25 protein-coding genes are annotated in these 26,791 nt (G+C 55.5%); 16 read left to right on the top strand and 9 right to left on the bottom strand.

What is annotated here, in order from left to right; translation table 11 throughout:
• Positions 1 to 8 precede the first annotated feature (8 nt).
• On the bottom strand, positions 9 to 3,710 hold the full coding sequence (locus tag BEN30_RS05945; protein ID WP_069957418.1) for a vitamin B12-dependent ribonucleotide reductase: 3,702 nt from the start codon (positions 3,708 to 3,710) through the stop codon (positions 9 to 11).
• Between the two features lie 651 nt (positions 3,711 to 4,361).
• Here BEN30_RS05945 and BEN30_RS05940 point away from each other — a divergent pair.
• From BEN30_RS05940 to BEN30_RS05920, 5 genes are all read left to right on the top strand, one after another.
• Positions 4,362 to 4,727 carry an NADH:ubiquinone oxidoreductase subunit NDUFA12 gene (locus tag BEN30_RS05940; RefSeq protein WP_069957417.1) on the top strand — a complete coding sequence of 122 codons (366 nt, stop codon included), beginning with the start codon at positions 4,362 to 4,364 and terminating at the stop codon, positions 4,725 to 4,727.
• Between the two features lie 2 nt (positions 4,728 to 4,729).
• Positions 4,730 to 5,263 carry an MlaD family protein gene (locus tag BEN30_RS05935; protein WP_069957416.1) on the top strand — a complete coding sequence of 178 codons (534 nt, stop codon included), beginning with the start codon at positions 4,730 to 4,732 and terminating at the stop codon, positions 5,261 to 5,263.
• 2 nt (positions 5,264 to 5,265) lie between these two features.
• Complete coding sequence (gene mlaD, locus BEN30_RS05930; protein WP_069957415.1) at positions 5,266 to 5,775, top strand: outer membrane lipid asymmetry maintenance protein MlaD; 510 nt, start codon at positions 5,266 to 5,268, stop codon at positions 5,773 to 5,775.
• Between the two features lie 213 nt (positions 5,776 to 5,988).
• Positions 5,989 to 6,669, top strand: coding sequence for a class I SAM-dependent methyltransferase (locus tag BEN30_RS05925; RefSeq protein ID WP_211563293.1), 681 nt, complete (start codon positions 5,989 to 5,991; stop codon positions 6,667 to 6,669).
• Positions 6,666 to 7,091, top strand: a complete 426-nt coding sequence (locus BEN30_RS05920; RefSeq protein ID WP_069957413.1) for a DUF2155 domain-containing protein — start codon at positions 6,666 to 6,668, stop codon at positions 7,089 to 7,091. Before BEN30_RS05925 ends, BEN30_RS05920 begins: the two co-directional genes overlap by 4 nt.
• On the opposite strand, the gene aat is transcribed toward BEN30_RS05920, so the two are convergent.
• The gene (gene aat / locus BEN30_RS05915; protein WP_069957412.1) at positions 7,007 to 7,723 is read right to left on the bottom strand and encodes a leucyl/phenylalanyl-tRNA--protein transferase; all 717 of its coding nucleotides are present in this window, start codon (positions 7,721 to 7,723) and stop codon (positions 7,007 to 7,009) included. The two genes, BEN30_RS05920 and aat, sit on opposite strands and share 85 nt — an antisense overlap.
• Before the next feature lie 212 nt (positions 7,724 to 7,935).
• Between aat and BEN30_RS05910 the strand changes: the two genes are divergently transcribed.
• Entirely contained in the window at positions 7,936 to 8,271 is a 336-nt protein-coding gene (locus BEN30_RS05910) for a hypothetical protein (protein ID WP_069957411.1), read from the top strand.
• 213 nt (positions 8,272 to 8,484) lie between these two features.
• On the opposite strand, the gene BEN30_RS05905 is transcribed toward BEN30_RS05910, so the two are convergent.
• Entirely contained in the window at positions 8,485 to 9,126 is a 642-nt protein-coding gene (locus BEN30_RS05905) for a hypothetical protein (RefSeq protein WP_139134877.1), read from the bottom strand.
• Between the two features lie 639 nt (positions 9,127 to 9,765).
• Here BEN30_RS05905 and BEN30_RS05900 point away from each other — a divergent pair.
• Genes BEN30_RS05900 through BEN30_RS05885 form a run of 4 tightly spaced genes read left to right on the top strand, consistent with a single transcriptional unit; the run spans position 9,766 to position 13,472 of the window.
• Positions 9,766 to 10,272, top strand: a complete 507-nt coding sequence (locus BEN30_RS05900; RefSeq protein ID WP_139134876.1) for a hypothetical protein — start codon at positions 9,766 to 9,768, stop codon at positions 10,270 to 10,272.
• Complete coding sequence (locus tag BEN30_RS05895; protein ID WP_170826976.1) at positions 10,262 to 11,491, top strand: FTR1 family iron permease; 1,230 nt, start codon at positions 10,262 to 10,264, stop codon at positions 11,489 to 11,491. The genes BEN30_RS05900 and BEN30_RS05895 overlap by 11 nt, the downstream gene beginning before the upstream one ends.
• Complete coding sequence (locus tag BEN30_RS05890; RefSeq protein ID WP_069957408.1) at positions 11,488 to 12,885, top strand: 4Fe-4S binding protein; 1,398 nt, start codon at positions 11,488 to 11,490, stop codon at positions 12,883 to 12,885. The genes BEN30_RS05895 and BEN30_RS05890 overlap by 4 nt, the downstream gene beginning before the upstream one ends.
• 44 nt (positions 12,886 to 12,929) lie before the next feature.
• Positions 12,930 to 13,472 (top strand): iron transporter, encoded by a 543-nt coding sequence (locus BEN30_RS05885; RefSeq protein WP_069957407.1) that lies wholly within the window; start codon positions 12,930 to 12,932, stop codon positions 13,470 to 13,472.
• Positions 13,473 to 13,603: 131 nt separating this feature from the next.
• Here BEN30_RS05885 and accC read toward each other — a convergent pair whose 3' ends face one another.
• Genes accC through aroQ form a run of 3 tightly spaced genes read right to left on the bottom strand, consistent with a single transcriptional unit; the run spans position 13,604 to position 15,877 of the window.
• A complete protein-coding gene (gene accC / locus BEN30_RS05880; protein ID WP_069957406.1) occupies positions 13,604 to 14,953 on the bottom strand; it encodes an acetyl-CoA carboxylase biotin carboxylase subunit in 1,350 nt (449 codons plus the stop codon).
• 18 nt (positions 14,954 to 14,971) lie between these two features.
• Complete coding sequence (gene accB / locus BEN30_RS05875) at positions 14,972 to 15,421, bottom strand: acetyl-CoA carboxylase biotin carboxyl carrier protein (RefSeq protein WP_069957405.1); 450 nt, start codon at positions 15,419 to 15,421, stop codon at positions 14,972 to 14,974.
• Between the two features lie 12 nt (positions 15,422 to 15,433).
• Entirely contained in the window at positions 15,434 to 15,877 is a 444-nt protein-coding gene (gene aroQ / locus BEN30_RS05870) for a type II 3-dehydroquinate dehydratase (protein ID WP_069957404.1), read from the bottom strand.
• 176 nt (positions 15,878 to 16,053) lie between these two features.
• Between aroQ and thiS the strand changes: the two genes are divergently transcribed.
• Together thiS and BEN30_RS05860 are read left to right on the top strand one after the other, a co-directional pair.
• Positions 16,054 to 17,067 (top strand): sulfur carrier protein ThiS, encoded by a 1,014-nt coding sequence (thiS, locus tag BEN30_RS05865; protein ID WP_069957403.1) that lies wholly within the window; start codon positions 16,054 to 16,056, stop codon positions 17,065 to 17,067.
• Positions 17,068 to 17,072: 5 nt separating this feature from the next.
• Positions 17,073 to 17,705 (top strand): LysE family translocator, encoded by a 633-nt coding sequence (locus tag BEN30_RS05860; RefSeq protein WP_069957402.1) that lies wholly within the window; start codon positions 17,073 to 17,075, stop codon positions 17,703 to 17,705.
• A 3-nt stretch (positions 17,706 to 17,708) separates the two neighbouring features.
• Here BEN30_RS05860 and BEN30_RS05855 read toward each other — a convergent pair whose 3' ends face one another.
• Entirely contained in the window at positions 17,709 to 18,242 is a 534-nt protein-coding gene (locus tag BEN30_RS05855; RefSeq protein WP_139134875.1) for a GNAT family N-acetyltransferase, read from the bottom strand.
• A 14-nt stretch (positions 18,243 to 18,256) separates the two neighbouring features.
• Positions 18,257 to 19,516 carry a type III PLP-dependent enzyme gene (locus BEN30_RS05850; RefSeq protein WP_084005097.1) on the bottom strand — a complete coding sequence of 420 codons (1,260 nt, stop codon included), beginning with the start codon at positions 19,514 to 19,516 and terminating at the stop codon, positions 18,257 to 18,259.
• A gap of 421 nt (positions 19,517 to 19,937) precedes the next feature.
• On the opposite strand from BEN30_RS05850, the gene BEN30_RS05845 reads away from it, so the two are divergent.
• Positions 19,938 to 20,867, top strand: a complete 930-nt coding sequence (locus tag BEN30_RS05845) for a diguanylate cyclase (RefSeq protein WP_170826975.1) — start codon at positions 19,938 to 19,940, stop codon at positions 20,865 to 20,867.
• 128 nt (positions 20,868 to 20,995) lie between these two features.
• Entirely contained in the window at positions 20,996 to 23,209 is a 2,214-nt protein-coding gene (locus BEN30_RS05840; protein WP_084005095.1) for a flagellin N-terminal helical domain-containing protein, read from the top strand.
• 206 nt (positions 23,210 to 23,415) lie between these two features.
• Here the strand turns inward: BEN30_RS05840 and BEN30_RS17865 are convergent, their stop codons facing one another.
• Positions 23,416 to 25,254, bottom strand: coding sequence for a DEAD/DEAH box helicase (locus BEN30_RS17865; RefSeq protein WP_084005093.1), 1,839 nt, complete (start codon positions 25,252 to 25,254; stop codon positions 23,416 to 23,418).
• Between the two features lie 290 nt (positions 25,255 to 25,544).
• Here BEN30_RS17865 and BEN30_RS05830 point away from each other — a divergent pair, with 290 nt between their 5' ends.
• Together BEN30_RS05830 and BEN30_RS05825 are read left to right on the top strand one after the other, a co-directional pair.
• Positions 25,545 to 26,087, top strand: a complete 543-nt coding sequence (locus tag BEN30_RS05830; protein WP_069957399.1) for a hydrolase — start codon at positions 25,545 to 25,547, stop codon at positions 26,085 to 26,087.
• A complete protein-coding gene (locus BEN30_RS05825; RefSeq protein ID WP_069957398.1) occupies positions 26,087 to 26,791 on the top strand; it encodes an alpha/beta fold hydrolase in 705 nt (234 codons plus the stop codon). Before BEN30_RS05830 ends, BEN30_RS05825 begins: the two co-directional genes overlap by 1 nt.

Genomic DNA, 26,791 nt, shown 5'->3' with positions numbered 1-26,791 from the left:
CGGGGGCTTTAGGAGCAGCCCGTCGTGCCACCGCAGGTGTCGCACTTCAAGCAAGTGCCATTGCGCACCAGCGTGAAGTTACCGCATTCAGGGCAGTCGTCCCCTTCGTAACCGCGCATGCGCGCTTCGCGCACACGTTCCATGTGGATGTCGACCGTTTCCACCAACGTGGTTTCAACGCTCATCGAGCCGCCCGCGTGGGCCATGCCGCCGGAAACTGATTGCGGCATGCCGCCACCGCCGGACACCGCTTTTTTCAATTCAGCCGCGACAGGTTGCGGTTTGGCTTTTTTGTCACCCGCGCCACCTTTGATGACGGTCAGTTTGCGTGAACGCACGAACCCTTGAGAGGTCAGTTTTTCAACTGCACTGATGGCGTCTTCCATCATGTCCATATCGCTTTCGGTATGGCCGGCACCCATGGCGTCGGGCATCAGGTCGGCGGGTTTGGCGTGGGCCAAATCGTTGCGCGCCAGATAGCTCACCGCCAGTTCGCGGAAGATGTAGTCCAAGATCGAGGTCGCCATCTTGATGGTTTCGTTGCCTTCAACCAAGCCTGACGGCTCGAACCGGGTGAAGGTGAACGCTTCGACGAATTCTTCCAACGGCACGCCGTATTGCAGACCGATGGAAATGGCGATGGCGAAGTTGTTCATCAAGGAGCGGAACGCCGCGCCTTCTTTGTGCATATCGATGAACACTTCACCGATGCGCCCGTCGTCGTATTCACCCGTGCGCAGATAGACTTTGTGTCCACCCACGATGGCCTTTTGGGTGTAACCCTTGCGCCGATCGGGCAATTTGTCGCGTTCAATAATGCGTTCGATGATGCGTTCGGTGATGACACCTGTGCGGGCCGCGATGGCGGCGTTGTCGTTGTAGAGTTCCGACAAGCTTTCTTCGTCGTCCGCCAAGTCGCCGTCCAGCAAGGAGCCTTGCAAAGGCTGGCTGAGCTTGGAGCCGTCACGATACAACGCGTTGGCTTTGATGCCCAACTGCCAAGACAGCATGTAAGCGTCTTTGCAGTCTTCAACGGTGGAATCGTTGGGCATGTTGATGGTCTTGGAAATCGCCCCGGTGATGAACGGCTGGCTGGCCGCCATCATGCGGATGTGACTGTCGACGCTCAGATAACGCTTGCCGATGCGTCCGCAGGCGTTGGCGCAATCAAACACGGACACGTGTTCTTCAGCCAAATGCGGCGCGCCTTCCAAGGTCATGGCGCCACACACATAGGTGTTGGCCTGTTCAATGTCGTCTTTGCTAAAGCCCAAGTGACCCAGCATGTCGAACGAGACTTCATCAAGTTGCGCAGCATCGATGCCCAAGACCTGGGTGCAGAACTCTTCGCCCAAAGACCATTTGTTGAAGGCGAATTTGATGTCGAACGCATCCTTCAAGGCGGCTTCAAGAGCGCCGATGGCTTCTTCGGTGAAGCCTTTGCCCATCAAGGCCGCGTGGCTGATGGCGCCCTTGTAGTTTTTCAACGAGCTGTGGCCCAAGGCATAGCGTTCCATGGTTTCGACTTCGGCTTCGCTGTAGCCAAGACGCGCCAGCGCCGCCGGAACCATGCGGTTGATGATTTTGAAGTAACCGCCGCCGGCTAACTTTTTGAACTTCACCAAGGCGAAGTCCGGCTCGATCCCGGTGGTGTCGCAATCCATCACCAGACCAATGGTGCCGGTGGGGGCGATGACCGTGGTTTGGGCGTTGCGATAACCGTGTTGCTGACCCAGTTCCAGGGCCAGGTCCCAAGCTTCGCGGGACGCTGCGACCAAGGCACCGTCGGTGCAGCTGTCGACATCCAAAGGCACCGGCAGAACCGACAAGCCTTCGTAGCCGGTGGCATCGGAATGCGCGGCGCGACGGTGGTTGCGGATGACTTTCAGCATGGCTTCGGCATTTTGCGCATAGCCCGGGAACGCGCCCAGCTCGCCCGCCATTTCGGCAGACGTGGCGTAAGCGACACCCGTCATCAATGCAGAAATGGACCCGCAAATGGCGCGGCCTTCGTCACTGTCGTAGGAATGACCCGCCGCCATCAAGTAGCCGCCGATGTTGGCGAAGCCCAAGCCTAAGGTGCGGAATTCGTAGGAACGTTGCGCAATTTCGGGGGATGGGAATTGCGCCATCAGCACGGAAATTTCCAACGTCACCGTCCACAAACGCACCGCGTGTTCAAAGGCCGTCACGTCCAAAGACGCATCGGGACGCTGGAAGGTGTAAAGGTTCAACGAGGCCAAGTTGCATGCTGTGTCGTCCAAGAACATGTATTCCGAACACGGGTTGGACGCATTGATGCGACCAGATTCAGGACACGTGTGCCATTCGTTGATGGTGGTGTCGTATTGAATGCCGGGGTCCGCACACGCCCATGCAGCATGACCGATGCTTTCCCACAAATCGCGCGCCTTGATGCGCTTGTGCACTTCGCCGTTGGTGCGACGGATCAGTTCCCATTCACCGTCTTGGAGAACGCGTTCCAAGAAATCGTTGGTGATGCGCACGGTGTTGTTGGAGTTCTGCCCCGCAACCGTCATGTAGGCTTCGGAATCCCAATCGGTGTCGAATTCGGGGAATTTGACATCGGTGTAGCCTTGACGGGCGAACTGAATCACGCGCTGGACATAGTTTTCCGGGATCATGGCGCGGCGGGCGGCCAAGATGGCTTTTTTCAGCGCCGGATTTTCTTTGGGGTCGAAACGGTTTTCATCATCGCCGTCGGCACCCCCGTGACATGCCGCCATCACTGCGTTCATGTGCTTGGAAACGGTCTTCGATCCGGTCACCAGGGCGGCGACCTTTTGTTCTTCAGTGACTTTCCAATTGACGAAGTTTTCAATGTCAGGGTGATTGACGTCAACCACGACCATCTTCGCCGCACGGCGGGTGGTGCCGCCGGATTTGATGGCACCCGCTGCGCGGTCGCCGATCTTCAAGAAGCTCATCAAGCCCGAAGACTTGCCGCCGCCCGATAGGGGTTCGTTTTCGGCGCGCAGGTTGGAGAAGTTCGAGCCCGTGCCGGAACCGTATTTAAACAGGCGCGCTTCACGCACCCACAAATCCATGATGCCGCCGTCGCCGACCAGATCGTCGCTGATGGACTGAATAAAGCACGCGTGGGGTTGGGGGTGTTCATAAGCAGATTTGGATTTGACCAATTTACCGGTGGTGAAGTCCACATAGTGGTGGCCTTGGGCCGGACCATCGATGCCGTAGGCCCAAAACAGACCCGTGTTGAACCACTGGGGAGAGTTCGGTGCCGCCATCTGCTTGCACAACATATAGCGCATTTCGTCATAATAAGCGGAAGCGTCTTCTTCAGCGTCAAAGTAGCCGCCTTTCCAGCCCCAATAGGCCCAGGTGCCCGCCAAACGGTCGAACACCTGCTTGGCGCTGACTTCGGACGTGGAACGGTCGTCTTCGTTCAGCTTTTTCAGGGCGGCGCGGTCGGGTTCGGAGCGCCACAGAAATTCGGGCACATCGGCTTCTGCGACGGGTTTCAACGCTGCGGGCACACCGGCCTTGCGGAAATATTTCTGGGCGATGACATCGCACGCCACTTGGGACCATGCTGCCGGAGCCTCCATATCGTCCAGTTTAAAGACGATCGAGCCGTTCGGATTGCGGATTTCGCTCGATGTTGTGCGAAATTCGATATTGGCGTAGGGCGATTGCCCCTGTTTTGTGAAGTGACGCTGTATACGCATGTGACCCCAGATCCCAGGTTATTTGTGTTGCTGACAGTGGCTTACGGAACGGAGACACCGCCTCCCATCTTCCCCTTGAGCACACCGAAATGACCGTTATATCGGCTCTCTCGCTTATTGACGTGAATAAACACCCTTGTTTGTGTGAATAAACACTACTCAATGTGTCGCTTGTTTCGGTGTGGCACTATATGTAGACCAAGAGGGGTTAACGCTCAATGAATCTTCTTGCCAGTGAGCACAATAAATTGTGCATAAGACTCTACTAGCTACTAAATAATGTGATGTTTCAGGGGGTTGCTTGGGACACATCGCGCAAAAGATGAATTTCACATTTGCCCGGAGCCGAAAACTAATCCGATTTGTCTATTTGGCGGCTTAAATCCGCACATCCCTTTGCAAATTCACAGATGCTCCGCACGTAATCAGTTCTATGGAGGGGAGAGGACACTGTTTCGGGGATGAAATGACAGGACGAGAATCGGAAATATTATCATTTACTTATATACAAGAATGCGTTGCGTCGTTTTGATGCGCTGGACTGTCGGCTAAGCACATGCGATAAAAGTGCCGTGCGGTTGGGGGAATCCTCTGCTGACCGTGCAGCGACCCGGTTTATACTTTGTTTCAAAAAGCGGAGACACGTTCGTTATGGATATCGGCAGCATCGGCACGCATCTTTATACCTTGCTCCATGGTGAGCAGGTGGGCTCCGACGAATTTGGCAACAAGTACTATCGCAACAGCAAAAAGCTCAATGGTCGCGAACGGCGCTGGGTCATTTATAAGGGGAAAAAAGAAGCTTCGAAGATTCCGCCCGAATGGCATGCGTGGATTCACTTTACCTCGGCTAAGCCCTTGTCCGAAGCCGCTGCGCAGCCGCTGGACTGGCAAGAACATTATATTCCGAATCTGACCGGCACGCTCAATGCTTATCGTCCCCAAGGCAGCGATTACAAAGGTGGCAAGCGCGCCGCCGCCACCGGTGATTACCAAGCCTGGACGCCAGGACAGTAGTCATGCGCCACAGTGACACACACGACATATTGGTTGGCGGGCTGGCGATGGCGGTCTTGGCCTTTATGTTCGCCGTCTCTTACGGCGGCAAAGATTTAAGCACCCAAGCCAACGTTGGCAGTTATAACGTGACCGCGGTGTTTAACCGTATTGACGGTTTGTTCGAAGGCGATGAAGTGCGTCTGGGCGGGATTCCCATCGGCACCGTCGGAACGGTCAGCCTGGACAATCATTTTCGCGCCGTTGTGGGCCTGAACATCGACAACACCATTACCCTGCCAAAAGATAGCGCCGCCGCCATTCATACGGACGGTCTGTTCGGTTCAAAATCGGTGGAGATCGAACCGGGGGTTGAAGACGCGGCGCTGAAATCGGGCGATGTGTTTCAATACACCCAAGGTTCCATGATCGTTAGCGAATTGCTGAATTTGATTATTGATGAGGGCAATGCCAGAAAAGCGAAAACAGCGAACGCTGTGAACGGCGCATCTGAATTGCCTGATATGCCCACCTCTACTGAAGATCAAGGAAACTAACCATGGGGCGCAATGCGATTGAAACCGTGATGGGGGCTGCCGTTTTGTTGGTGGCGGCCGTATTTGTGTACTTTGCCTACAACACCGCGCAAATCAAAGCGGTTACGGGCTATGAAGTGTCGGCGCGCTTTTTCAAAATTGGCGGTTTGAGCAAGGGCTCGGACGTGCGCATCAGCGGCATTAAGGTGGGCACGGTGCTGACCAGCTCCCTGGATCCGAAAACCTTCGATGCGGTGGTGAGCTTGTCCATTCGTCCCGACATTCAGCTGCCCGTAGACACGTCCGCAACCATTTCGTCTTCGGGCATGTTGGGCGACAAGTATGTGTTGCTGGTTCCGGGCGAAGCGAAGGAAATCTTGGCTCCCGGGACGGAGATCACCAACACCAAAGACTTCCGTTCCTTGGAAGATCAAGTGGGGGAAATCATCTTTCTGGCCACCGGCGGCAGCGAAGGGGAGGCCAACGGTGGTGGGCTTGATGCAGGACCCGGTTTGGGCGGTCCCGGTCAGTAAGGCGGCTTGAAAACCACAAACGAAAACGTCGGCGCAATGTCGACAATGCTGCATTGCAAAAAATGCAGTTGCGAATAACAGGCTGATTTCGTAAATAGAGTGTCTCCCCCCAGGTATAAATCGAGAGACCATCTTATGATCAATGCACAGCAGAGTTGGAGCCCCGAAACCTATCTTAGGCATGGGGTATTCGTATCCCTTTTGGGTGAACCCGTGGTTCAAATCCTGGCTCCGAAAGCGGGGGAACGTATCCTCGATTTGGGCTGTGGCGAAGGCATCCTCACGGATAAAATCGTCGCCAGTGGGGCAGATGTTCTGGGCATGGACAACAGCGCCGATCAGATCGAAGGCGCCCAGCACCGCGGTTTGAAAGTGGTGTGCATGGACGCGCTGGAAATGAAATTCGACAACGAATTCGATGCGGTGTTTTCCAACGCAGCCCTGCATTGGATGAGCCCACTGTCGAAAGTCTTTGAAAACGTCTACCGCGCTTTGAAGCCGGGCGGGCGGTTTGTCGCGGAAATGGGCGGGGCGGGCAACATCCAAACCATCCGCATGGCATTGTACAACGCGCTGATGCGCCGCGGTATTGATCCCGCACAATATGATCCGTGGTCTTATTTGGGTGATAGTTCGGCCAAAATGATGTTGCAACGTGCGGGCTTCGAGACCCGCTCGGTCACGTTGATTCGTCGCCCCACCGATTTGCCGGGCGACATCGGGCCGTGGCTGGAAACGTTTGCCGGCAGTTTCATGCAAGCGGTGCCTGAAAATGAGCACGCGCAGATGATTGATGAAGTTCGAGATGCCTTGCAACCGCACCTGTTTGACCCGTACAACAAGTGGGTCGCGGATTATGTGCGTCTTCGGTTTAAGGTGGTAAAGCCTGTATGATGGGTTTCAGGATTGCGGTCGGTTTTGTCGGGCTTCTTTGGGCGACGCTGTTGAGCGCCCCTGCGGGCGCCGAGCCCTATGAGACCGTTATTTTGCAAGGCTTGGACAAAGTGACCGCGCGGGTCACCACCTTAAAAGTCAATTTGGGCGACGTGGTGCGTTTTGGCACCCTGGAAATCATTGCCCGTCATTGCGACAAACGCCCCCCTGAAGATACCCCCGAAAGTGCGGCGTTCTTAGACATTTGGGAAGTGCGTCCCGGCGAAGCGGCCATCGGCGTGTTTCGCGGCTGGATGTTTGCGTCCAGCCCCGGCCTCAACGCCCTGGAACACCCGGTCTATGACGTGTGGGTTTTGGGCTGTGAGAACAAAATCTCGAGTTCCGAAGAAATGGCGCCTGCTGAGGCCGAAACCGGAAAATGAGCATCGACGCCCAGCGCGTGCTGGAGGCGTTCTTGATACTCAAACCCGGAAATCTCAACGCCGCCCATACTGGCCAAGTGGTCGGTGATGAACTGGGTGTCGAGCAACACAAAGCCCCCAAGTCTCAGCCGTGCCACCAAATGAACCAGGGCCACTTTGGACGCGTTAGGACGGGTTGAAAACATACTTTCGCCCATGAACGCGCCTTTGAGGCTGATGCCGTAAAGCCCCCCCACCAGTTCTCCGTCCTGCCAGCACTCCACCGAATGGGCCAAGCCAATTTCAGCCATTTCGATATAGGCGCGGCGGATTTCATCGTTGATCCAGGTGCCGCCGGGTTGGTCGTCCAAGTCGTCCTCTGGGCGCGGACGTCGGGGTTGAGCACAGCCTTCAATGACGGCGGGGAAGTCTTGGTCCACGGTGATCTCAAAATCGCCCCGACGCAAAACCTTGCGCAAAGATTTGGAAATGTGCAGCCCGTCCAAGGGGATCACCCCACGCAATTGCGGGTCCACCCAAAAAATCGTTGGATCATCCTGGGATTCCGACATGGGGAACACCCCGGCCGCATAGGCGCGAACGAGGATTTCGGGGGTTAACTTATGCGGTCCGGGAATGGGGCGTGCGGCCATCAGAAGTCCATGAATTTGAGCGTGCCGAGGAAAAGAACAGGCGTCTTGAAGACAATATAGGGCAAGTGTGAACGGATTTCATCTGACCGTACATGAACAGGGGCTGGACACGGAATTCTTGGACAGCATACACGCGTGCTGCTATCATTCTAGCCTTGATACGCCACTTTGATGAAGACAAACGCGACTGCCTTCAAAATGGGAGATATCCAATGCCCCCTCTGGTTCGTTTTCTGCTCGTGCACGCCGCCATCGGCTTTGTCATTGCTTTTGTGTTTGTCGGCGGTTTTTTGCTGGCTGACATCGGCGGCATGCGCACCTTGATGCTGGCCTCGGACATCGGGTTTGTGGCAATGGCGTTGTTCACCTTTATGACCGGCTTGACCTTTTCCAGCGTGCAGATGGGCGTTGCGGTGATGCTGTTGGGCGAACCGGAGGACAATCAGCCGCCATCAAGCCGATGGCTCCGGCGCATTTGGGAAGCCGCACGCGAATGGCTGGCACCGCCGCTAGAGCGCGTGCCAGCCTCCATCAAGAAAAACCGCTAAACAAAAAAACGCCTCCGACTTTCGGGGGCGTTGGTTTTTGGGGGAGGAGCGTGTCGGGAGTGTGAGTAATGGTGACCGTGGTTTTTTTATATAAGCGTTTTGTGCACTGTCACTATAATTCAATCAAGGGAATGTAAGTCAGGATTAGATGTAGACGATTGCCCCGAAGCCTTTAAGTCGTTGCCAGCATCTTTTTGTTAGATCTTTGTTTTTTCACCACACCTCAACCATTCCTTTATGCGGTGCATAAATATAGGTCTTTGAATCCACCCTGCTGTCACCGCGAAACAGTTTCCAACTGTATTTCAGGGCGTGTTTGCGGCCTTGATAGGTGTAATCGAGTGTATCGATTGTCAGCTTCACGGTGTACGTGTCTAAATTTTCACCACTGGTGCATTGGTAGGTGAAGGTGCGCTCTTCGCCTTCCATCCACCATCCCAGTGGGAACTTGGCTTCATCTGCGCAGTACAGGGACCATCGGTTATCGTATGAACGGCCCAATCCCGTTTGGTCCTCACGGATCGTAAAAAACTGGATTTTTCCGTTATTGAACCGTTTGTACATTTTGCTAGGCTTGTTAGTGATTGGGTTTATCCAGTCGAAAGGGCCTTCGGTGCGCTTATGGTTGCGTGAACCAAATTGGAAATTTGTTAGGGGCGTGGTGATCTGGTGTTGGCTGTCCCAAGACCCGCCAGTCCACAGTTGAACGGGGATGAAGCGCTTCTTGTTGTCCTGATCGTAGGCGGAACCCCAGAGAGCTTGTTCAGCATCCCAGTTCGTGCCTTCCGTGCTTTGGGTAGTTTGACAGCCGCTCATCATGAGCATTGAAAAGACGATGCAGATTGCACGCTTCATTCTTATTCTCTCATTTTCTATTATGCGGAGAGAAAGATACGAAAATGCCTCCTGTGTCAACAAATACCCAGAAAATTTTGGGGCCTGATGGCAAGTGTGAGGATTACGGTGGGGGGGTACGGTGGTTACGGTGGCAGGTTACTTTTCTCAGATCACCATTATTCTGTCTAATGCCTGAGCATAACCATTGGTTGTTTTTTGTGCAACCACGCGGTCAAGCAGAGCGGAGTTGAAATTTCGGCGATTCCCCCGTCTTTGCGAGCGCCGCTTGGCGCGCGGCAATCCATGCGGTGGGGCAGGGGCGTGTTGCTCTGGATGGCCACGTTGCTTCGCTCCTCGCCATGACTCTCTCTCTTAAGTCAATCTCGCAAAGGCGGGGGCGCAGCTCTTGATATCTCATCGCTGTGGCTCGACCGTTGCGGTGATGCGGACAAGACTGCTGTCCTCTGAAATCGTAAACTCTCAACGTTTTCAGTGATTCACGAGCTTTTTTTGTGGACGCTCAGGGGCAGAATTTTTGTCCACATCCCTCAGAATGTATTCTTTGTTGAGAATGATAATCATTATTTGACACCTTGAAATCGGTGTGTTAGTTAGGAGTAGTATTTGTTGCGAATAATTCTTAATAGCAGGTAATTCATGTCTCCTCATAGCTCCAACCCGTTTCCCGGAATGCGCATCGTTGACGGTTCTTCCGGCCTCGGCCCTTGGGCGTCGCGCTTGACGCTGTGGGTCGCAGGTGTGGTGTGTGTCTTGGCCTTAAGCCTCCCCTCCGGCGTGCGCGCCGATACCGTTTCGTCTGAGGCGGGGTATTGGCGTGGGGTCGCTACAGAGGTTTCGGCTGTGTTCGACGAAATGATTGAGGCGGTCCGGCGCGGGGACGATAAAGCCGCCAAGCGCAGCCAAACGCGGGCCTATTTTGGCGTGTTTGAAGATCGAAAGATGGAAGCGGCGATCCGCAAAACATTCGGTCAGGCCCGGGCTTATGAGATTGAAAGTGGCTTTTCACAGGTGCGGCGCCTGATCGGAAAGGGCTCCACTGATGAGATCCAAGACGCGCGCGATGCGCTGGTTGGGTTGATCGAGCACGATGCCGTGGCGCTCGACCAGGCTGGGGTTTCAAAGGATGTTTACGATGTTCGCTAACGATTGCACGGTCATGTCCACGGCAATTTTCGGTGTGGCGCGCAAGCTGCTTCTGACGATGTTTTTGGGCCTTGTGTTGATGGGCGGCGCGGCCAGGGCCGAGGCCGCCACCGATTTTGTCGCAGCGCTTGAAACCTTAATCCAGCACGGCAACGTGCTTGCAGATGCTTATCAGGCGGAGGACGGCTTGACGTCAAGCGATGCTTTTTCGGATTTGTATTTTGACGACTTCGAGGCGAGCGGGCTGGAAAACGCCATTGCGCGTCGCGATGGGGGACGCAAAGCTGAACTGGAAGGCCGATTTTCGCAACTCATCAGTTTGTCCGCCAAAGGGGCCGCCCACTTGGAGGTGTTGAGCGCATGGGAACATTTGCGTTTGGGACTGATGGAAGAACAGGCGGTGTTCAGTGCGGCTTCGGGCGCGGATTCGTGGTGGCCGTCATTTTCCTCGGCTTTTTTGATTCTTTTGCGCGAAGGTGCGGAAGCGCTGCTTGTGGTGGGGGCTCTGGTTGCTTACGTGCAGCGCGTCGGTGAGCGCAAACACATGACGATGCTGTACGGGGCCATCTTCGCGGCGGTGGTTGCGAGCTTTTTCACCGCGTGGGCGATTTTTACCTCTGTGATGGGCTTGGACGGACGAGCGTTGGAAGCCTTGGAAGGGCTGACCATGCTGCTCGCGGCTGGGGTGTTGCTGTACGTGGGCCATTGGCTGCTGTCCAAGCGCGAGGCTGAACGTTGGCAGGCTTACATCCACAAACACGTCGATGGCGCGATTGAGTCGGGCAGTGGTTTGTCCTTGATGGCGGCGGTGTTTTTGGCGGTGTACAGGGAAGGGGCCGAGACGGTTCTGTTTTATCAAGCCTTGATCGCCGATCACCCAGACGGCGGTGACGCCATCATCAGCGGCTTTGTGCTGGCCGCCGTCGTGTTGGGGGGGCTGTTCGTCGCCATTCGGATACTCGGCTTGCGTTTGCCGCTGAAATTGTTTTTCACCGTCACGGCGGTGACCTTAGGGGCCTTGGCGGTGGTGTTTGTGGGTAAGGGCGTGGCGGAGCTCCAGGTGATTCGCTGGGTGTCCGCGACGCAATGGGATGGTGGTTTTCAAGTATCGTGGTTGGGTCTGTTTCCGACCCTGGAAAGTCTTGGTGCGCAGCTTGCCGTATTGGTGATCCTCGCGTTGGGCAGTTGCTGGCCGCTTTTGCGCAGGCGTGCGTCATGACCGAGTGGGGCGCCCGGAGCGCACAGCGTATCGTCAGCGGGATCGAGGCGTTTTTCGTGCGTCACCGTCACCGTTTGGTGTGGGTGCATGTGCTGATGTTTTTGGCCTTTGTCGGGTTGATTTTTGCGCCGCCCCTGGGCGCGATACCGGGCCCTCAGGACGGACTGTTGGACAATTACAGGCTGTTCGCCAACTTGCTGTTGTGGGGGCTGTGGTTTCCCCTTGTGTTCGTGTCGGTGATTTTCACCGGACGCAGTTGGTGCGGCTTGCTGTGCCCCATGGGCGCGGCGTCCGAATGGGCGAACAAGAAGGGCCTTAAACGCGCCATTCCGGCGTGGCTGCAGTGGCCGGGGACGCCAGTTGTCAGTTTTATCGTCATCACCATTTGGGCGCAAACCTTGGGTGCGCGCGATCATGCGGAAACCTCCGCGCTGCTGTTTGGCGGGGTGATGGCCGTGGCCATTGTCGTCGGCTTCGTGTGGGGGCGGAACAAGCGCGCGTGGTGTCGTCATGCGTGCCCCATTGGCCTGTTGTTGGGCGTCTATTCACGACTGGGCATGGTGGACTTTCGTCCCAAGCGTCTGCGCGAAGGGGGCGATGCATGGACCGAGGCGACGGCGTGCCCAACCATGATTGATCTCAAACGCAAAACGGAAACCCGTCACTGCATCGAATGTTTTCGCTGCGTGCACCCCAATACTCAAGGCGGTTTGCGCTTGGCCGTGCGCCGACCGGGCATAGAGATCGAAGAGATTGCCGGGCGCAATCCGAACCTGTCCGAAGTTCTGTTTCTCTTTTTGGGCAACGGCGTCGCCTTGGGTGGGTTTTTGTGGCTGGTGCTGGACAACTATCAGAGCTTTCGCCTGTGGTTGGCGACGAGCGCCATCAAGTCCGGCTGGTTGTGGGTTGGTGAGCCCGGCCCAAGCTGGTTGATGGCGGTGTTTCCGGTCGAGCGTGAAGTGTTTCGCTGGGTCGATTTTATCACCATCACGGGGTACATGGTGGGATGGATGGTGTTGTCGGTTATCGTTCTGAGCCTCACAACGGGCGCGTCGGCATGGTTGGCAGGTCGGCTTGGCGGGGCGCGCACTTGGTCGCGTCGGTTTGTCGAACTTGGCTATCAAATCGCTCCGGTGGCCATGGTGTCTTTGGTCTTGGGTTTGGGCGGGGAACTCTTTTCCGTTTTGTCCCTTTTGGGCCTGTCCGCAGACGATGTGCGTTTGGTGAAGAGTGTTTTGTTTGCGCTGGGTGCGGTGTGGAGCCTGTGGCTCGGCTGGCGCATTTTGGCGCACCAGGGCGTTGCGTCACATGTGCGGTTTATTCCGTTGGCAGGTGGTGCCGTGAGCATCACCTTTGTCGGTGCGGCCTGGTATCCGGCCGTCTTTAGTCTCTAACGTTTTCCTCAAATTTACACACGGCAGAAAAGGAAAGTCTCAATATGCATAAAAAACTGTTGCAAATGATTATTATTAGCGTAATGGCCGCGACGATTGGTACGACCGCTGCAACGGCTGGCGAACAGCCCGCCGGCGAGCCGATCGTCATCAACGGTATGGAGGTTATGGGCATCTTCCTCCAGCCCGTCGACATGGAACCTGCCATGCACGATCAAGGAAGTGCCGTAACCGACATTCACCTGGAAGCCGATATTCACGCCGTTGTCGGCAATGAAAACGGCTTTGCAGGTGGGGAATGGATCCCTTACCTGAACATTTCTTATGAGCTGACGAAGAGTGGCAGCGATTGGAAAAAAGCCGGTATGTTCATGGGCATGGTTGCGTCTGATGGCCCCCATTACGGTGCCAATGTCAAACTGGACGGTGCGGGTGAATACAATCTGGTGTTCCATATCCAGCCACCCGAGGGTCACGCCTTTATGCGTCACACCGACAAGGAAACCGGCGTGGGGCCGTGGTGGAAACCGTTCGATTACACCGGATCGTTTATCTTTGCGGGTGCCGGAAAGAAAGGCGGCTATTGAATCCCTTAGCCGAATTCCGATCCATTTGACGAAACTGTAAATGGACCGGGAAAAAGGGCCGGGCGATGTTATGTCGCCCGGCCTTCCTGTGTTCAGGTGACGCGACCGAGGTCGCGTGTCTGTCCGTTGGTCTATTTGGGTTTGGTCTCTTCCATAAACGCTTCGAGCCAATGGATGTCGTAATCGCCGTTGATGATGTCGGGCGCGGTGGCGAGTCTTTGGTGCAGCGGGATGGTCGTTTTCAGGCCGTCGATGACGTATTCCGACAAGGCGCGCCGCAACCGCATTAGGCATTCGTTGCGGTTGGTGCCGTGGACGATCAATTTGGCGATCATGGAATCGTAGTGCGAGGGCACTTTGTAGCCGGTGTATAGCCCGCTGTCGACGCGCACGCCCAGGCCGCCCGGGGCATGGTAAATGCCGATGGTGCCCGGACACGGCATGAAGCTCACCGGGTCTTCGGCGTTGATGCGACATTCAATGGCATGGCCGATAAACACCACATCCTCTTGGGTATAGCCCAACGGTGCACCTGCGGCGATGCGGATCATTTCGCGCACCAAATCCAGGCGCGTGATCATTTCCGTCACCGGGTGTTCAACCTGCAAGCGGGTGTTCATTTCGATGAAAAAGAACTCGCCGTCCTCATACAAGAATTCGATGGTGCCTGCCGAGCGATAGCCGATTTTTTTCACCGCTTCGGCGGCAATGGCGCCAATTCTGTCGCGCTGTTCTTTGTTCAGGGCCGGTGAGGGCGCTTCTTCCAAAACCTTTTGATGGCGACGCTGCAACGAGCAATCGCGTTCACCCAAGTGCACCACGTTGCCGTAGTTGTCGGCCAAGACCTGAATTTCAATGTGGCGCGGGCGACCAAGGAATTTTTCGATGTAGACTTCGGCGTTGCCAAAGGCGGATTCGGCTTCGGAGCGCGCCGAACGGAAAGCCAGTTCAAGTTCAGCTTCGCACGTGGCCATCTTCATGCCGCGTCCACCGCCACCCGCTGTGGCTTTGATGATGATCGGATAGCCAATGTCTTTGCACACTTTGATGGCTTCTTCATAGGTGCTGACACCACCGTCAGAGCCAGGAACCACGGGAATACCGGCTTTTTTGACCGCGTCTTTGGCGGCGATTTTATCGCCCATCAAGGTGATGTGTTCGGCGGTTGGGCCGATAAAGACAAAGCCGTGCTCTTCAACAATAGAGGCAAAGTGGGCGTTTTCCGACAAAAATCCGTAGCCCGGATGAATGGCGTCCGCGCCGGAAATTTGTGCCGCCGAGATGATCGCGGCGATGTTCAAGTAGCTATCTTTGGCCGGGGGTGGTCCAATGCAAACGGCTTCGTCGGCCAAGCGCACGTGCATGGCGCTGTCGTCCGCGGTGGAGTGAACGGCCACCGTTTTGATGCCCATTTCACGACACGCACGCAAAATACGCAGCGCGATTTCACCCCGGTTGGCGATAAGTACCTTGTCGAACATAAATGTTGGCCCCGCCGCTTATTCGATGATCAAAAGAGGTTCGCCGAATTCGACCGGAGACCCACTTTCCACCAAAATGTTTTTCACCGTGCCACCGCGCGGGGCTTTGATTTGGTTGAACACTTTCATCGCTTCGATCAGCAACACCACTTGGCCTTCGCTGACATGATCGCCGACGTTGACGAATGCTGCCGCGCCGGGTTCTGCCGCGGTGTATGCCACACCCACCATGGGTGAAGTCACCACGCCGGGGTGGTCCGCATGGGCGGGGGCTGCCGGGGTTTCTGGTGCAGCTGCCGGGGCATGGCCCATCGCTGGAGCCGCATAGGTGGCCACAGCGGTGCTGCCGCGGGCGACGCGCACCGTAAAGTCGTTTTGGCCGATTTCGATTTCGGTCAGGCCGGTTTCGTCCATCAGGCCCGCAAGCTTGCGGATCAGGTCGTCATCGACGTCAATTGTTTTGCTCATGAGCGATTGGTCTCACTTCTTGGTCAACAGGCGCGCGGCGGATTCCAGCGCCATTTCATAGCCAAATCCGCCAAATCCGCAAATCATGCCGACAGCAACCTTGGAAATGTAGGAATGGCTGCGGAATTCTTCGCGCTGGTGAATATTGGATAGGTGTACTTCGATGGTCGGTATTTGCACGGCTTTTAAGGCGTCCAAAATGGCGACAGAGGTATGCGTATAGGCCCCGGCGTTAAGAATCAACGCGTCAAACGTGCCTCGGGCTTGTTGCACCCAATCCACCAGTTGGCCTTCGCTATTGGTTTGGCGAAATTCGATTTCTAAGTCCAAGGCTTTGGCGCGCGCATGGCAATTGGCCTCGATGCCCGCCAGCGTCTCGGCGCCGTAGACATCGGGTTCACGCGTTCCCAAAAGATTGAGGTTCGGCCCATTGAGGACCAACACCTTGGCTGTCATCGAAATACCCTCAGATCGTAACTCAGATCTCGTTATACAGTATGGGCGTTTTATAGCACGCACATACTCTTGTGGAATAGGGACTTTGGCTTATGTTACAACGCTGAACACACAAGACCAGCCGAAAGCGGTGAAAAAACGGTCTTCAAGGCAATATAATAGGAAAGGCAGAGGGTATGCGTCTCACCATTAACGGCGAATTTCAGGAATTTGAGTCGGTTTTGACGGTCAATGAGCTGTTGACGCGAATCGGTCTTGACTCATCGAAGGTCGCCGTTGAGCGCAATTTGGAGATTGTGCCCAAGTCCACCTATGGCGACGCCGCTTTGGAAGACGGCGATAAATTGGAAATTGTTCACTTCATCGGCGGCGGTGCACCCAAGACGCCGTGTAACGATCCGGGGCAAGATCCCAGCTTGAAGGCCGATTGTTTTGAAGTGGCCGGAGAAAAATATTGGTCGCGGCTGTTGGTTGGCACCGGAAAATATAAAGATTTCGAAGAAACCGCCAAAGCCATTGAAGCGTCTGGCGCAGAAATCGTCACCGTTGCGGTGCGCCGGGTCAACGTGTCCAATCCCAAAGAGCCAATGCTGACGGATTACGTCGATCCCAAAACCTACACCTATCTGCCCAACACGGCGGGCTGCTTTAGCGCCGATGAAGCCGTGCGCACCTTGCGCTTGGCGCGCGAAGCTGGCGGCTGGGACTTGGTGAAGCTGGAAGTGTTGGGCGATCAAAAAACCTTGTACCCGAACATGCCGGAAACCCTCAAGGCGGCACAAACGCTGATCGATGAGGGTTTTAAGGTGATGGTTTATTGCGCCGATGATCCCATCCAGGCGAAAATTCTGGAAGAAATGGGCTGCGCCGCGATCATGCCGCTGGCGGCTCCCATCGGGTCCGGTTTGGGCATCCAAAACCCGGTCGGTATCCGCATCATCATCGAACAGGCCAACATTCCGGTGCTGGTTGATGCCGGTGTCGGCACCGCGTCTGACGCTGCCATCGCTATGGAACTGGGCTGTGACGGCGTGCTTATGAACACCGCCATTGCCGAAGCCAAAGACCCCATCAAGATGGCGCGGGCCATGAAACTGGCCGTTGAAGCGGGACGCTTGGCCTATTTGGCCGGGCGTATGCCGAAAAAGATGTACGCCGACCCAAGCTCACCGTTGGCGGGGTTGATTTAGCCTAAATGGACCTCCACGTTTGGCTTTCCTTCGTTTTGATCGCCGTAGCGGCTGTGTTGACGCCGGGCCCAGCCGTTTTGATGGCGGTGACGCATTCCGGTCGCTATGGCCTGGGACGTTCCGTGGTTCCGATTTTGGGCAATGTTTCAGGATTGGCGGTGCTTACTTTGGCCTCGACGCTCGGCGTCGGGGCGTTGATGAGCGCTTCTTCGGAATGGTTTTTAGGCCTGCGCATCGCGGGCGGTCTGTATTTGATTTATTTAGGCGTGAAGGTGTTGCGCGCATCGCGCGCGGCCAAAGTCTCAACCAAAGACGGTTTGAAACGGATTGAAGTGGTGCCGTCGCACCGCAGAAGTTATTTGCAAGGCCTTATGGTGGCGCTCAGCAATCCCAAGGCGCTGCTGTTGATCGGCGCTTTATTCCCGCAGTTTTTGGATGTCAGCCGACCCATTTGGCAACAGTTGGCGATTTTAGGCGGGACCTTGATGGTGTTGTCGTTTTCCGCCTTGATGATGTACGCGGCCCTGGCCAAAACATTGGTCGGCAAGGGCCGCGAAACCATTTCAGGTAAGGTCAACAAGATATCCGGGGCTTTGTTCATCGCCTTTGGCGTGATGTTGGCCTCAGGAATTCGCTAGCGGTTAGACTTCAACGCGACCAACCATGCCGGAAGCGTGCTTCAAGGCACCGTCCACCAGTTCAAGACCCAAAAACCGCGCCAAGTCCACGGGACCCGGCAGGGCCAGGTTTTGCACCAACGAACGGGTGAAGCCAAAGCGCCGGTAATAGGGTTCGTCACCGACCAAAATCACCGCGTCCCAGCCTTGTGCCTTGGCGTTTTCCAAGCTGGCGTTCATCAATGCCCGACCAATCCCCCGACCATGAAAGTCGGGATGGATGGCAATCGGACCCAGCAGCAAGGTCGAGGACACACCTTGGACGGCCACCTGCCAAAAGCGGATGGTGCCAATCAGGCGGCTACCTTGCGTGGCCACCAAGCCCAAATCGTCAAGGGGATCAAGGCCATCGCGCAACCGATAGGCGGTTTTGCGAAACCGGTCCGGTCCGAAGTTTAAGTCCACCAAGGAATCAATATCTTGGCCGTGCTCCGCTTGTTCGGCCCGCACCAATACGGCGGGGGCGTTGATAAAGGCGGTTTGCAGAAGGGCGTTCATCACCCCGGTCCTCGTTAGATACAGATCGCTTCAAGCGGCGCGAAGCCGTTGAAGTTTACCGATGAATACGTGGTGGTGTAAGCCCCCGTTGACAAAATCAGCACCTTGTCGCCCGCTTGCAAAGCCAACGGCAATTCATAAGCGGTTTTTTCGTACAAGATGTCGGCGGAATCGCACGTCGGGCCAGCCAGCACGACGGGGCCGGTTTCGGTACCGTCATGGTCCGTCACCAAACGGTATTTGATGGCTTCGTCCATAGTTTCGGCAAGACCGGAAAATTTGCCGATGTCCAAGAACACCCAGCGTTTTTCGTCATCGACGCTCTTTTTCGAGGTCAAAACCACTTCGGCCTGAATGACGCCTGCGTCACCCACCAAAGAACGGCCGGGCTCGAGAACCATTTCCGGCAAGGCAGCGCCAAAATGGCGCACCATCGCGGTCATGACGGTTTGGGCATAGTCTTCCAAGGGACGCACATTGGCGCGGTAGCGCGACGGAAAACCGCCGCCCATGTTGATCATGCGCAATTCGACACCGCGCAGAGCGGCTTCGTCAAAAAGCTTTTTGACCTGGGCAATGGCGGGGTCCCATTGGCTCAAATTGGTCTGCTGAGAACCGACGTGGAACGACACGCCGGACGCGTCCAGACCCAAGTCCTGGGCTTTCACCAACAGTTCAAGCGCCATTTCGGGATCGCAGCCAAACTTGCGCGACAGCGGCCATTCGGCCCCTTCGCTTTGGACCAAAATGCGGCAATAGACTTTTGAACCCGGCGCGCTGATGGAGATCTTTTCCAATTCGGCGTCGCTGTCAAAGGCATACATGCGCACGCCTTGGGTATAGGCATAAGCAATGTCGGCTTGTTTTTTGATGGTGTTGCCGTACGAAATGCGCGACGGCGGGACGCCCAACTTCAGGCATAAATCGATTTCGCCAGGGCTGGCGGTGTCGAAGTTTGAACCCAACTGGGCCAGGCGCGAAATCACTTCTTCAGCCGGATTGGCTTTGACGGCGAAGTAGACGTTGGCCAACGGCAGAAGGTGGGTCATGGTCGCGTAGTTGTGCTCGACAACATCGACGTCCACCACCAGGCACGGCGAGGGCAATTCATGGGCTTTAATGAAGGCGGCAATACGTGGCGAAAGCCCGCCTTGCTCTTCAGGCAAACGATGGCCCTCAGGCGCATGCGGCAGCTCTGGGACCAGTGAAATTTGAGTTTTTTTAGAAACTTGTCGGCGCAAACGGGCATTGCTGCCCAATTCGGTTGCAAACATCGGTACACCCCTTTTAGATCCGGCACCAGCCGGCGTTGCCAAAAAGGACGCGGTCGTCGTTGCATAAACCACTAAGGGCCAGCGGCACGTGCGTGTGCGTCTATGTCTGCTGAATTAGTCGCCTTGTTGGTTGAATGCAATAGGTAATTTCAGCTTTTAAAAAATAATTTTAGGCCTGTTCTTGATTTAAAACGGGGGTGTTTCCCCTCTGGCGGTTTACGGCCTTATCTGCAAGTTTTAGGGGGGATTGGTGTAAATTATATTGAACATGTGATTGAGGGCGCTTTGTGGATTTATCATTGGTCGGCGAGGCGTTAGGCAACCATGAGCCATATGGACGATTGAGAATCTCTCTAAATTTTGCTACCCACAAAGGAACTTGGCGCGCCCAATGCGCCGGGATGTTCTGAGGAACCTCAAAATGGTACACAAGCAAAACACGGCGAAAGATGACCGTCCGGTCATGGTCTTGCCGGAAACGGTGCTCAACGGCATCAGCGCAATAGAGCGGGCGATTTCAAAGCAAACCGAATGGTTTAAGACCTGGCAGGAACAGGTTGTGGTGAAACACGACATCTCGGCTTTTTCCGTGGCGGCGCTGTCTGACGTGCCGTTGGGGGCCTGGTATCAGAGCGATGCGTCTTTGGCGTTTCGCAACAATCCCAGTTTTCAAGCCTTGGGCGAAAGCCTTAACGATATGGTCGCTCAGGTGCGCGGGTTTTTGGCTGTCCGTGCCGATGGCGAACCTCATCCGGTTGATGATTACACCCAATTTATGAACACGTTGCTGGACATAAACGGCTTGGTGCAACAACTGCAAAATGATTCTTGGCGCGGCTTGACCAAGATGGACCCGCTCACGGGCATGCGCAATCGTCACGATATGATGGTGGATTTGGACAACGAGCGCGAACGCGCGCGGCGGTCTCATTTGCCGTGTTCTCTGGCGATGGTGGACTTGGATCATTTTAAAAAGATCAACGATATCTATGGTCACGTGGTGGGCGACATGGTGTTGCGTCACGTCTCAGGCATGTTCTCGGCCCAATTGCGACCTTACGACATGGTTTATCGATATGGTGGGGAAGAGTTTTTGCTGTGCCTGCCCAACACCGAACTGGACACCGCCGTTTCGGTCCTGGATCGTTTGCGCGACAAAATCGAAAAGACACAGATGCCCTATGGTCCGGCGGGGGAAAACCTGAGTGTAACCGCGTCTTTCGGCGTTGCCGAAATTGACACGGTCGAGCACATCACCAAAACCATCGAACGCGCCGACCAAGTGCTGTACGACGTCAAAAGGGGCGGTCGCAACGTGGTGAAGGCGTGGCGTGGGGAACTGACGTCCTAAGCGGATCAAAGGTTAAGCTTAAGTCCTTATAAATCAACCGCATGTGAATCATTGGCCTTGTTTTTTGTAAGGTCATGTTTTAACCTCTCCAATAAGTATGACATTATACGCAGGGCAGAAGCCCGCAAATGCCTTTAAAGGAGGATGTTCCTGTGACAGGCATCAGTCTTGGAACTGCAGAACGCAAAGCTCTACTGTCTCTTAAAGAGACAACAAAGTTGAAGGATCGCACGCAGCAGCGTCTGGCGACTGGGCTTAAAGTCAGCAGTGCCATTGATGGGGCGGAATCCTTTTTTCAAGCCAAAAGTTTATCTGATCGGACCAAGGACCTTCTGGAACGCAAGGACGGCATGGATCAGGGCGTCAGCCTTGTCCTGGCGGCGCAAAATGCCCTCAGCGGCGTCACCAGCATGTTGGGGCAGATGAAAGGGTTGGTTCAGGCCTCCGCCGTGCCCAGCAGCATCGATCCCAATCAATTTGACGAGATGCTCAACCAGTTAAATAATCTGGTGGGAGACTCGTATTACCAGGGCACCAATTTGCTGGCCAATCTTTCCTCTGCGGGCGAGGCCGTCACCACCGCAACCCACACCGTAGAATTCAGCGAAAAAAGCGACAGCAAGGTCGACATCAACGGCCAGTACGCGGGGTCGAGCTATTATCTCAGCACCGGTGGGGATGCCAAGCTGATCCCCAATGACGCTGGGACATCCTTCAGTGTTTCCAACTCGATCAGCACGCAAGAGGCCATTGACAGTGCTGATGTTCAAGTCAACACGACAACGGCTGGCGATCAGGCTGCAAATCGGATAGCTGCCTTGGACGGGGGAGGCTATGTCGTTGTGTGGAATGACGCCAACGCGCTAGATGGCGCTTCTTCCGGGATTATCGGCCAACAATATGACGCCAGCGGCAATACCATTGGCAATGAATTTGTCATCAACAGCACGACGGCGGGCAACCAACGCAACCCCGCAGTAACCGGCTTAAGCAACGGTGGCTATGTCGTCACGTGGCAAGATGAAAACGCAACCGATGGAAACGGTATCGGTATCTTCGCCCAACGTTTCGATTCCAGCGGTTCTGCGGTTGGTGGTGAGTTTCAGGTCAACGCGACGTATACCACCGGCGATCAGGTTTTGCCGGAAATTACGGCGCTTGATGATGGCGGGTTCGCCGTGACATGGGTCAACCAAAACAACGATGACGGTGGTGGCTATGGCATTTACGCGCGACGATTTGATGCCGACAGCAACGCTGTGAGCAGTGAGTTTTTGGTCAACAGCACCACATCTGGAAACCAAAATAACCCCCGCATCGCGACGTTAACCAATGGCAATTTTATTGTAACCTGGACCGATGAAAACGCAGCCGATGGAAGCGGCAGCGGTGTTTTTGCACAGCGCTATGATTCCAGTGGAACTGCACTGGGCTCGGAGTTTCAGGTCAATACCACCACGGCCAATAACCAACAAACCTCTGGCGTTACAGGACTCGCAGGCGGTGGCTTTGTCGTGACATGGCATGAAGAAAATACGCAAGACATTTATGCTCAAGTCTATAATTCAGACGGCTCTAAGCTCGGTTCAGAGTTTCAGGTGAATACAAATACGGGCATCCAAGCCGGCCCAGAAGTTAGCCAAATGAGCGATGGTGGGTTTTTGGTCGCGTGGGTCGACTACAATGCCGACGGGGCATCCGGTGCCATTGTTGGGCGGCGTTACGATTCCGTGGGAACATCCATCAGCAGCGAATTTCAAATCAACACAATCACAGCCGGCAACCAGGACACCGCCGAAATAGCGACATTGAGCAACGGCGATTTTGTCGTGTCGTGGACGGACGGTGGTGGTGCTGACGGTGCGGGTCAGGGCATTTTTGCACGCCGGTATAGTCTGGGGCTCACGGGTGGTTCCGTCGATGGGACCTCAGTGGTTTCCACCGACTACAGCAACAACCAGGTCACAGCAGACATAGGCGGTGTGCGCCAAACCTTGACGATTACTAAGCAAGGCCTAGGCGTTGCGCATTCCTGGTACTATCAGGATTTCGACACCTCAGCAGGACGGGATCAAGCAATTTCAGACCTCAACAGTGCGCTAGACACAGTGCGCGGACTATCGTTCCGACTGGGCAGTCAAATCTCGCTCTTACAAGTGCGCAGCGATTTTACTCAGCAATACACCAACGACCTTACCGAAGGCGCAGACAAGCTTGTCCTCGCAGACATCAATGAGGAAGGTGCCAACTTGCTGGCCCTGCAGACCCGCAGCTCGCTCGGCATTCAGGCTCTGAGTTTTGTCGGACAAGCCATCAGTAATGTGCTCAGCCTGTTTCGATAGTCGCAAAAGGCTAAAGCGTATTCTATTACGCTTTAGGATACTAAAATCGTTTCGACACGCGACCTTAGTTTGGGGCACGGGATAATCCGCTCGGCTATCTTGCGAGGACGCGCCATTACATCCTGCTGAGGGGCGTTTCCGGCCCTTCAAGGTCGCGCAAGACAATGGTCAATTTCCACAGATAAGCGGAAGTCTCTTTCACGACCCTAGTCTTCCGTTGTGGCTTCCGATGGGGCTTTTACAGGCGCATCTTCTGCTTTGACGGCAGGTTTTCTGCGTGGAGCCCGCCGTTTGGGTGCGGCCTTTTTGGCGTCTGTCGGCTTGTCTTTGTCCGTCGTTTTCGAAGGGGCCGTCTTGGCTTTTGCGGGGGCCTTTTCAGGAGCCTTTTCTGGGGCTACGAGAGGGTCGCGCAACAAGAAAGCGGGCATGTGGCCGTCACAGATTTCATTGTGAATATCGGGCAGTTCACCACCGCGTTGACGTCCACTCCGGTCATTGCGCGCGCTTTTGTCACGACTGCCCCGGTCACGGCTACCCCCATTGCGGTCTTGGCGAGCGGGGCGTTCGGAGCGTTCGGAGCGGGCAGGCTGTTCTGAGCGTGCCGGGGCTTCGGTCTTTTGTGGGGCGGGAGCCACCTCGACGGCGGGAGCCGTTTCGATGACAGGAGCTGCTGGAGCTTCAACGGGTGTTGCTTCAACAGCGTTGTTTTGTACAGGATCAGGGGTGTCGACTGCAGGAGCGGGTTCGCTGGGTTTGGCGGCGGACTGGCGGTTGCGTCCACCCCGTTCGCCACGGCCACCCCGTTCATTGCTGCGGCCACCGCTGCGTTCAGCACCACCGCGACCACCGCGGCCGCCACTGCGTCCGTCATCGTCGCTCAACTCGCCGGTTACGAAGTCTTTCGTTTCCAGGCGCGGAATAGCCTTGCCGATCAGTTTTTCGATGGCGGCGACGTACTTGCCGTCTTCAGGCAAAGCGATGGTGTAGGCATGGCCTTCTTTGCCGGCGCGTCCGGTGCGGCCAATGCGGTGAACGTAATCTTCGGCATTGTTGGGCACGTCGAAGTTAAAGACGTGGCTCAAGTTCGGCACATCCAAGCCGCGTGCGGCGACGTCAGAGCAAACCAAAATGCTAAAGTCTTTGTTCTTGAAACCGGCCAGCGTTTCGGTGCGGGCTGGCTGGCTCATATCGCCATGCAATTGGCCGACGCTGTAACCGCGTTTGGACAAGGATTTGTAAACGGCGGCCACATCAATCTTGCGGTTGCAAAAGACGATCGCGTCGCTCACAGATTCATGGTCAATCAATTCGCGCAAGACTTCACGTTTGAGCTTTTTCTTTCCGTCCAAGCCTTTGTTCTGCGCGCCGGGTTGAATAACAGCCAAGCCCTGTGTCACCGTTTCGGCGGTGGATGCCGGGGCGGAGACGGAAATTTCTTTTGGATTGAGCAGGAATTTGTCGGCCAGCTTTTTGATTTCCGGTGCCATGGTGGCGGAGAAAAACAAGGTCTGACGGATGGGCGGCAGCATGGAGACGATTTTTTCGATGTCGGGGATGAAACCCATGTCCAACATGCGGTCGGCTTCATCGATGACCAAGATTTTCACGTCGCGCATCAACAGGTGACCGCGCTCGAACATATCGAGCAAGCGTCCCGGTGTGGCGATCAGCACATCAGCGCCGCCGTCGAGCACTTTGGTCTGGGCCTTCATGTCGGTACCGCCGATCAAAAGCGCTTTGTTGAGCTTGAGATACTTGCCGTACTTATCGAAGTTTTCGGCAACCTGGGTGGCCAGTTCGCGAGTCGGCTCTAAAATCAGCGAGCGTGGCATGCGCATTTTGGCGCGGCCATGGGCCAAGATGTCGATCATCGGCAGCGTAAACGACGCGGTCTTGCCGGTCCCAGTTTGGGCACAGCCCAAGATATCGCGACCCATCAGGATCAGCGGTATGGCTTTCGCCTGGATGGGGGTGGGCGTGTCATATCCAGAATCGGTTACGGCACGCAGTACGTCTTCGCTCAGTCCGGTATCGGCAAAACTCATGGGGTTTAGGGGTGCTTTCTCAAAAAAATCAGGGCGTCGGCCCCAATGAAACAGGTTCTACGACAAGTGGGCATGACAATCCGCCCCTTTGGAGGCGCGATAAACAACACGTTCTTAGCTGAATGTCAACGCAAACCATGGGGAAAACCAAGGGATAGCGGGATTTGAAGGCGGCTTTACGGCTCAATCCATGCTGCGCTGCACACGCACGATTGCGCCAACTCGCCGACAGCGCTAACGTGTCGGTTCGCGATTAGGGCCTGACCCTAGACTCAAGGGAACCGATAAACGTGCTCATTGATGCAAACACCTCCAGCCTTTTGGTTGTCGATATTCAGACCAAACTCAATCCTGTGATGTTCGATCCCTTGCGTGCCCCTCAAGGCGCGGCGAAGCTCTTGCTGGGCGCGGACATGATGGGCGTCCCGGCATTGGTGACGGAACAATATTCAAAAGGTGTCGGCCCGACGGTCGACGACCTGCAAGATTTCATGCCGTCCGGCAGCCCGCTGGAAAAGAACAGCTTTTCATGTCTGGCGGATGAGGCTTTCAAAACGCGCTTTCTCGACTTGGGCAAACGCCAGGCCGTTATTTGCGGGATTGAGGCGCACATATGCGTTTTGCAAACGTCGCTTGATTTATTGGCCCACGGCATCCACGTGTTTGTCGTCGCAGACGCCACCGCTTCGCGCACCGTTGAAAACCATTCAGCCGGGATTGAGCGCATTCGCCATGCGGGCGGGCAAGTGGTGACGGTGGAAATGGTTCTGTTCGAATGGCTCAGGCATTCGAATGCCCCCGCGTTTAAAGACATCAGCCGGATGATAAAGTGATGAAATCCAGACCGACCCTTATTTTGATTCCCGGCCTCATGTGCGATGCCGCTTTGTGGGCGCATCAGGTGGTGGCGTTGTCCAATGTCGTCGATGTGATCGTCGCCGATATATCTGATGCCGATTCCATGGAGGCGTTAGCCGAGCAGGTGCTGGATGAAGCGCCGGATGAGTTTGCCTTGGCCGGGCTCAGCATGGGCGGCTATGTGGCCCAAGAAATTATGCGCCAAGCGCCAAGTCGGGTGACCCATTTGGGCTTTATCGACACCAATGCGCGTGCCGATTTGCCGGAACAATCGGAAAACCGCAAACGCTTGATCAAGATTGCAGAGACGGGAAAGCTCGACGGCATTGTGGCGGAGATGCTGCCCAACTTGATCCATCCCGATCATATGAACGTGCCGGCCATCGCCAATGTGTTTGGCCAGATGGCGGCGCGGCTTGGCTCCGACGTTTTTGTGGACCAGCAGACGGCGATTATGAACCGCGTGGATGGCCGCGCGGATCTGGCCAAAATCAACTGCCCTACGTTGGTGCTGTGTGGTGAACAAGACGCCCTGACCCCCGTGGAAGTGCATCAAGAAATGGTGGACGGTATCGGCGCTAACGCCAAGTTGGTGGTGATCCCCGACTGTGGCCATTTGAGCCCCATCGAACAGCCCGAGGCCGTGACGGCAGCTTTGCGCGCGTGGCTGCAGACATAA

The organism is Magnetovibrio blakemorei, from assembly GCF_001746755.1.
Lineage (GTDB): Bacteria > Pseudomonadota > Alphaproteobacteria > Rhodospirillales > Magnetovibrionaceae > Magnetovibrio > Magnetovibrio blakemorei.
The sequence above is the reverse complement of the archived record's forward strand: the minus strand, read 5'-3'. Positions and strand labels throughout refer to the sequence as shown.

What these genes read in the sequence shown, in the direction of transcription:
- BEN30_RS05945 (WP_069957418.1), bottom strand. Translation starts at nt 3,710, where the DNA reads ATGCGTATACAGCGTCACTTCACAAAACAGGGGCAATCGCCCTACGCC.
- BEN30_RS05940 (WP_069957417.1), top strand. Translation starts at nt 4,362, where the DNA reads ATGGATATCGGCAGCATCGGCACGCATCTTTATACCTTGCTCCATGGT.
- BEN30_RS05935 (WP_069957416.1), top strand. Translation starts at nt 4,730, where the DNA reads ATGCGCCACAGTGACACACACGACATATTGGTTGGCGGGCTGGCGATG.
- mlaD (WP_069957415.1), top strand. Translation starts at nt 5,266, where the DNA reads ATGGGGCGCAATGCGATTGAAACCGTGATGGGGGCTGCCGTTTTGTTG.
- BEN30_RS05920 (WP_069957413.1), top strand. Translation starts at nt 6,666, where the DNA reads ATGATGGGTTTCAGGATTGCGGTCGGTTTTGTCGGGCTTCTTTGGGCG.
- aat (WP_069957412.1), bottom strand. Translation starts at nt 7,723, where the DNA reads ATGGCCGCACGCCCCATTCCCGGACCGCATAAGTTAACCCCCGAAATC.
- BEN30_RS05910 (WP_069957411.1), top strand. Translation starts at nt 7,936, where the DNA reads ATGCCCCCTCTGGTTCGTTTTCTGCTCGTGCACGCCGCCATCGGCTTT.
- BEN30_RS05905 (WP_139134877.1), bottom strand. Translation starts at nt 9,126, where the DNA reads ATGAAGCGTGCAATCTGCATCGTCTTTTCAATGCTCATGATGAGCGGC.
- BEN30_RS05900 (WP_139134876.1), top strand. Translation starts at nt 9,766, where the DNA reads ATGTCTCCTCATAGCTCCAACCCGTTTCCCGGAATGCGCATCGTTGAC.
- BEN30_RS05895 (WP_170826976.1), top strand. Translation starts at nt 10,262, where the DNA reads ATGTTCGCTAACGATTGCACGGTCATGTCCACGGCAATTTTCGGTGTG.
- BEN30_RS05890 (WP_069957408.1), top strand. Translation starts at nt 11,488, where the DNA reads ATGACCGAGTGGGGCGCCCGGAGCGCACAGCGTATCGTCAGCGGGATC.
- BEN30_RS05885 (WP_069957407.1), top strand. Translation starts at nt 12,930, where the DNA reads ATGCATAAAAAACTGTTGCAAATGATTATTATTAGCGTAATGGCCGCG.
- accC (WP_069957406.1), bottom strand. Translation starts at nt 14,953, where the DNA reads ATGTTCGACAAGGTACTTATCGCCAACCGGGGTGAAATCGCGCTGCGT.
- accB (WP_069957405.1), bottom strand. Translation starts at nt 15,421, where the DNA reads ATGAGCAAAACAATTGACGTCGATGACGACCTGATCCGCAAGCTTGCG.
- aroQ (WP_069957404.1), bottom strand. Translation starts at nt 15,877, where the DNA reads ATGACAGCCAAGGTGTTGGTCCTCAATGGGCCGAACCTCAATCTTTTG.
- thiS (WP_069957403.1), top strand. Translation starts at nt 16,054, where the DNA reads ATGCGTCTCACCATTAACGGCGAATTTCAGGAATTTGAGTCGGTTTTG.
- BEN30_RS05860 (WP_069957402.1), top strand. Translation starts at nt 17,073, where the DNA reads ATGGACCTCCACGTTTGGCTTTCCTTCGTTTTGATCGCCGTAGCGGCT.
- BEN30_RS05855 (WP_139134875.1), bottom strand. Translation starts at nt 18,242, where the DNA reads ATGAACGCCCTTCTGCAAACCGCCTTTATCAACGCCCCCGCCGTATTG.
- BEN30_RS05850 (WP_084005097.1), bottom strand. Translation starts at nt 19,516, where the DNA reads ATGTTTGCAACCGAATTGGGCAGCAATGCCCGTTTGCGCCGACAAGTT.
- BEN30_RS05845 (WP_170826975.1), top strand. Translation starts at nt 19,938, where the DNA reads ATGGTACACAAGCAAAACACGGCGAAAGATGACCGTCCGGTCATGGTC.
- BEN30_RS05840 (WP_084005095.1), top strand. Translation starts at nt 20,996, where the DNA reads ATGCCTTTAAAGGAGGATGTTCCTGTGACAGGCATCAGTCTTGGAACT.
- BEN30_RS17865 (WP_084005093.1), bottom strand. Translation starts at nt 25,254, where the DNA reads ATGAGTTTTGCCGATACCGGACTGAGCGAAGACGTACTGCGTGCCGTA.
- BEN30_RS05825 (WP_069957398.1), top strand. Translation starts at nt 26,087, where the DNA reads ATGAAATCCAGACCGACCCTTATTTTGATTCCCGGCCTCATGTGCGAT.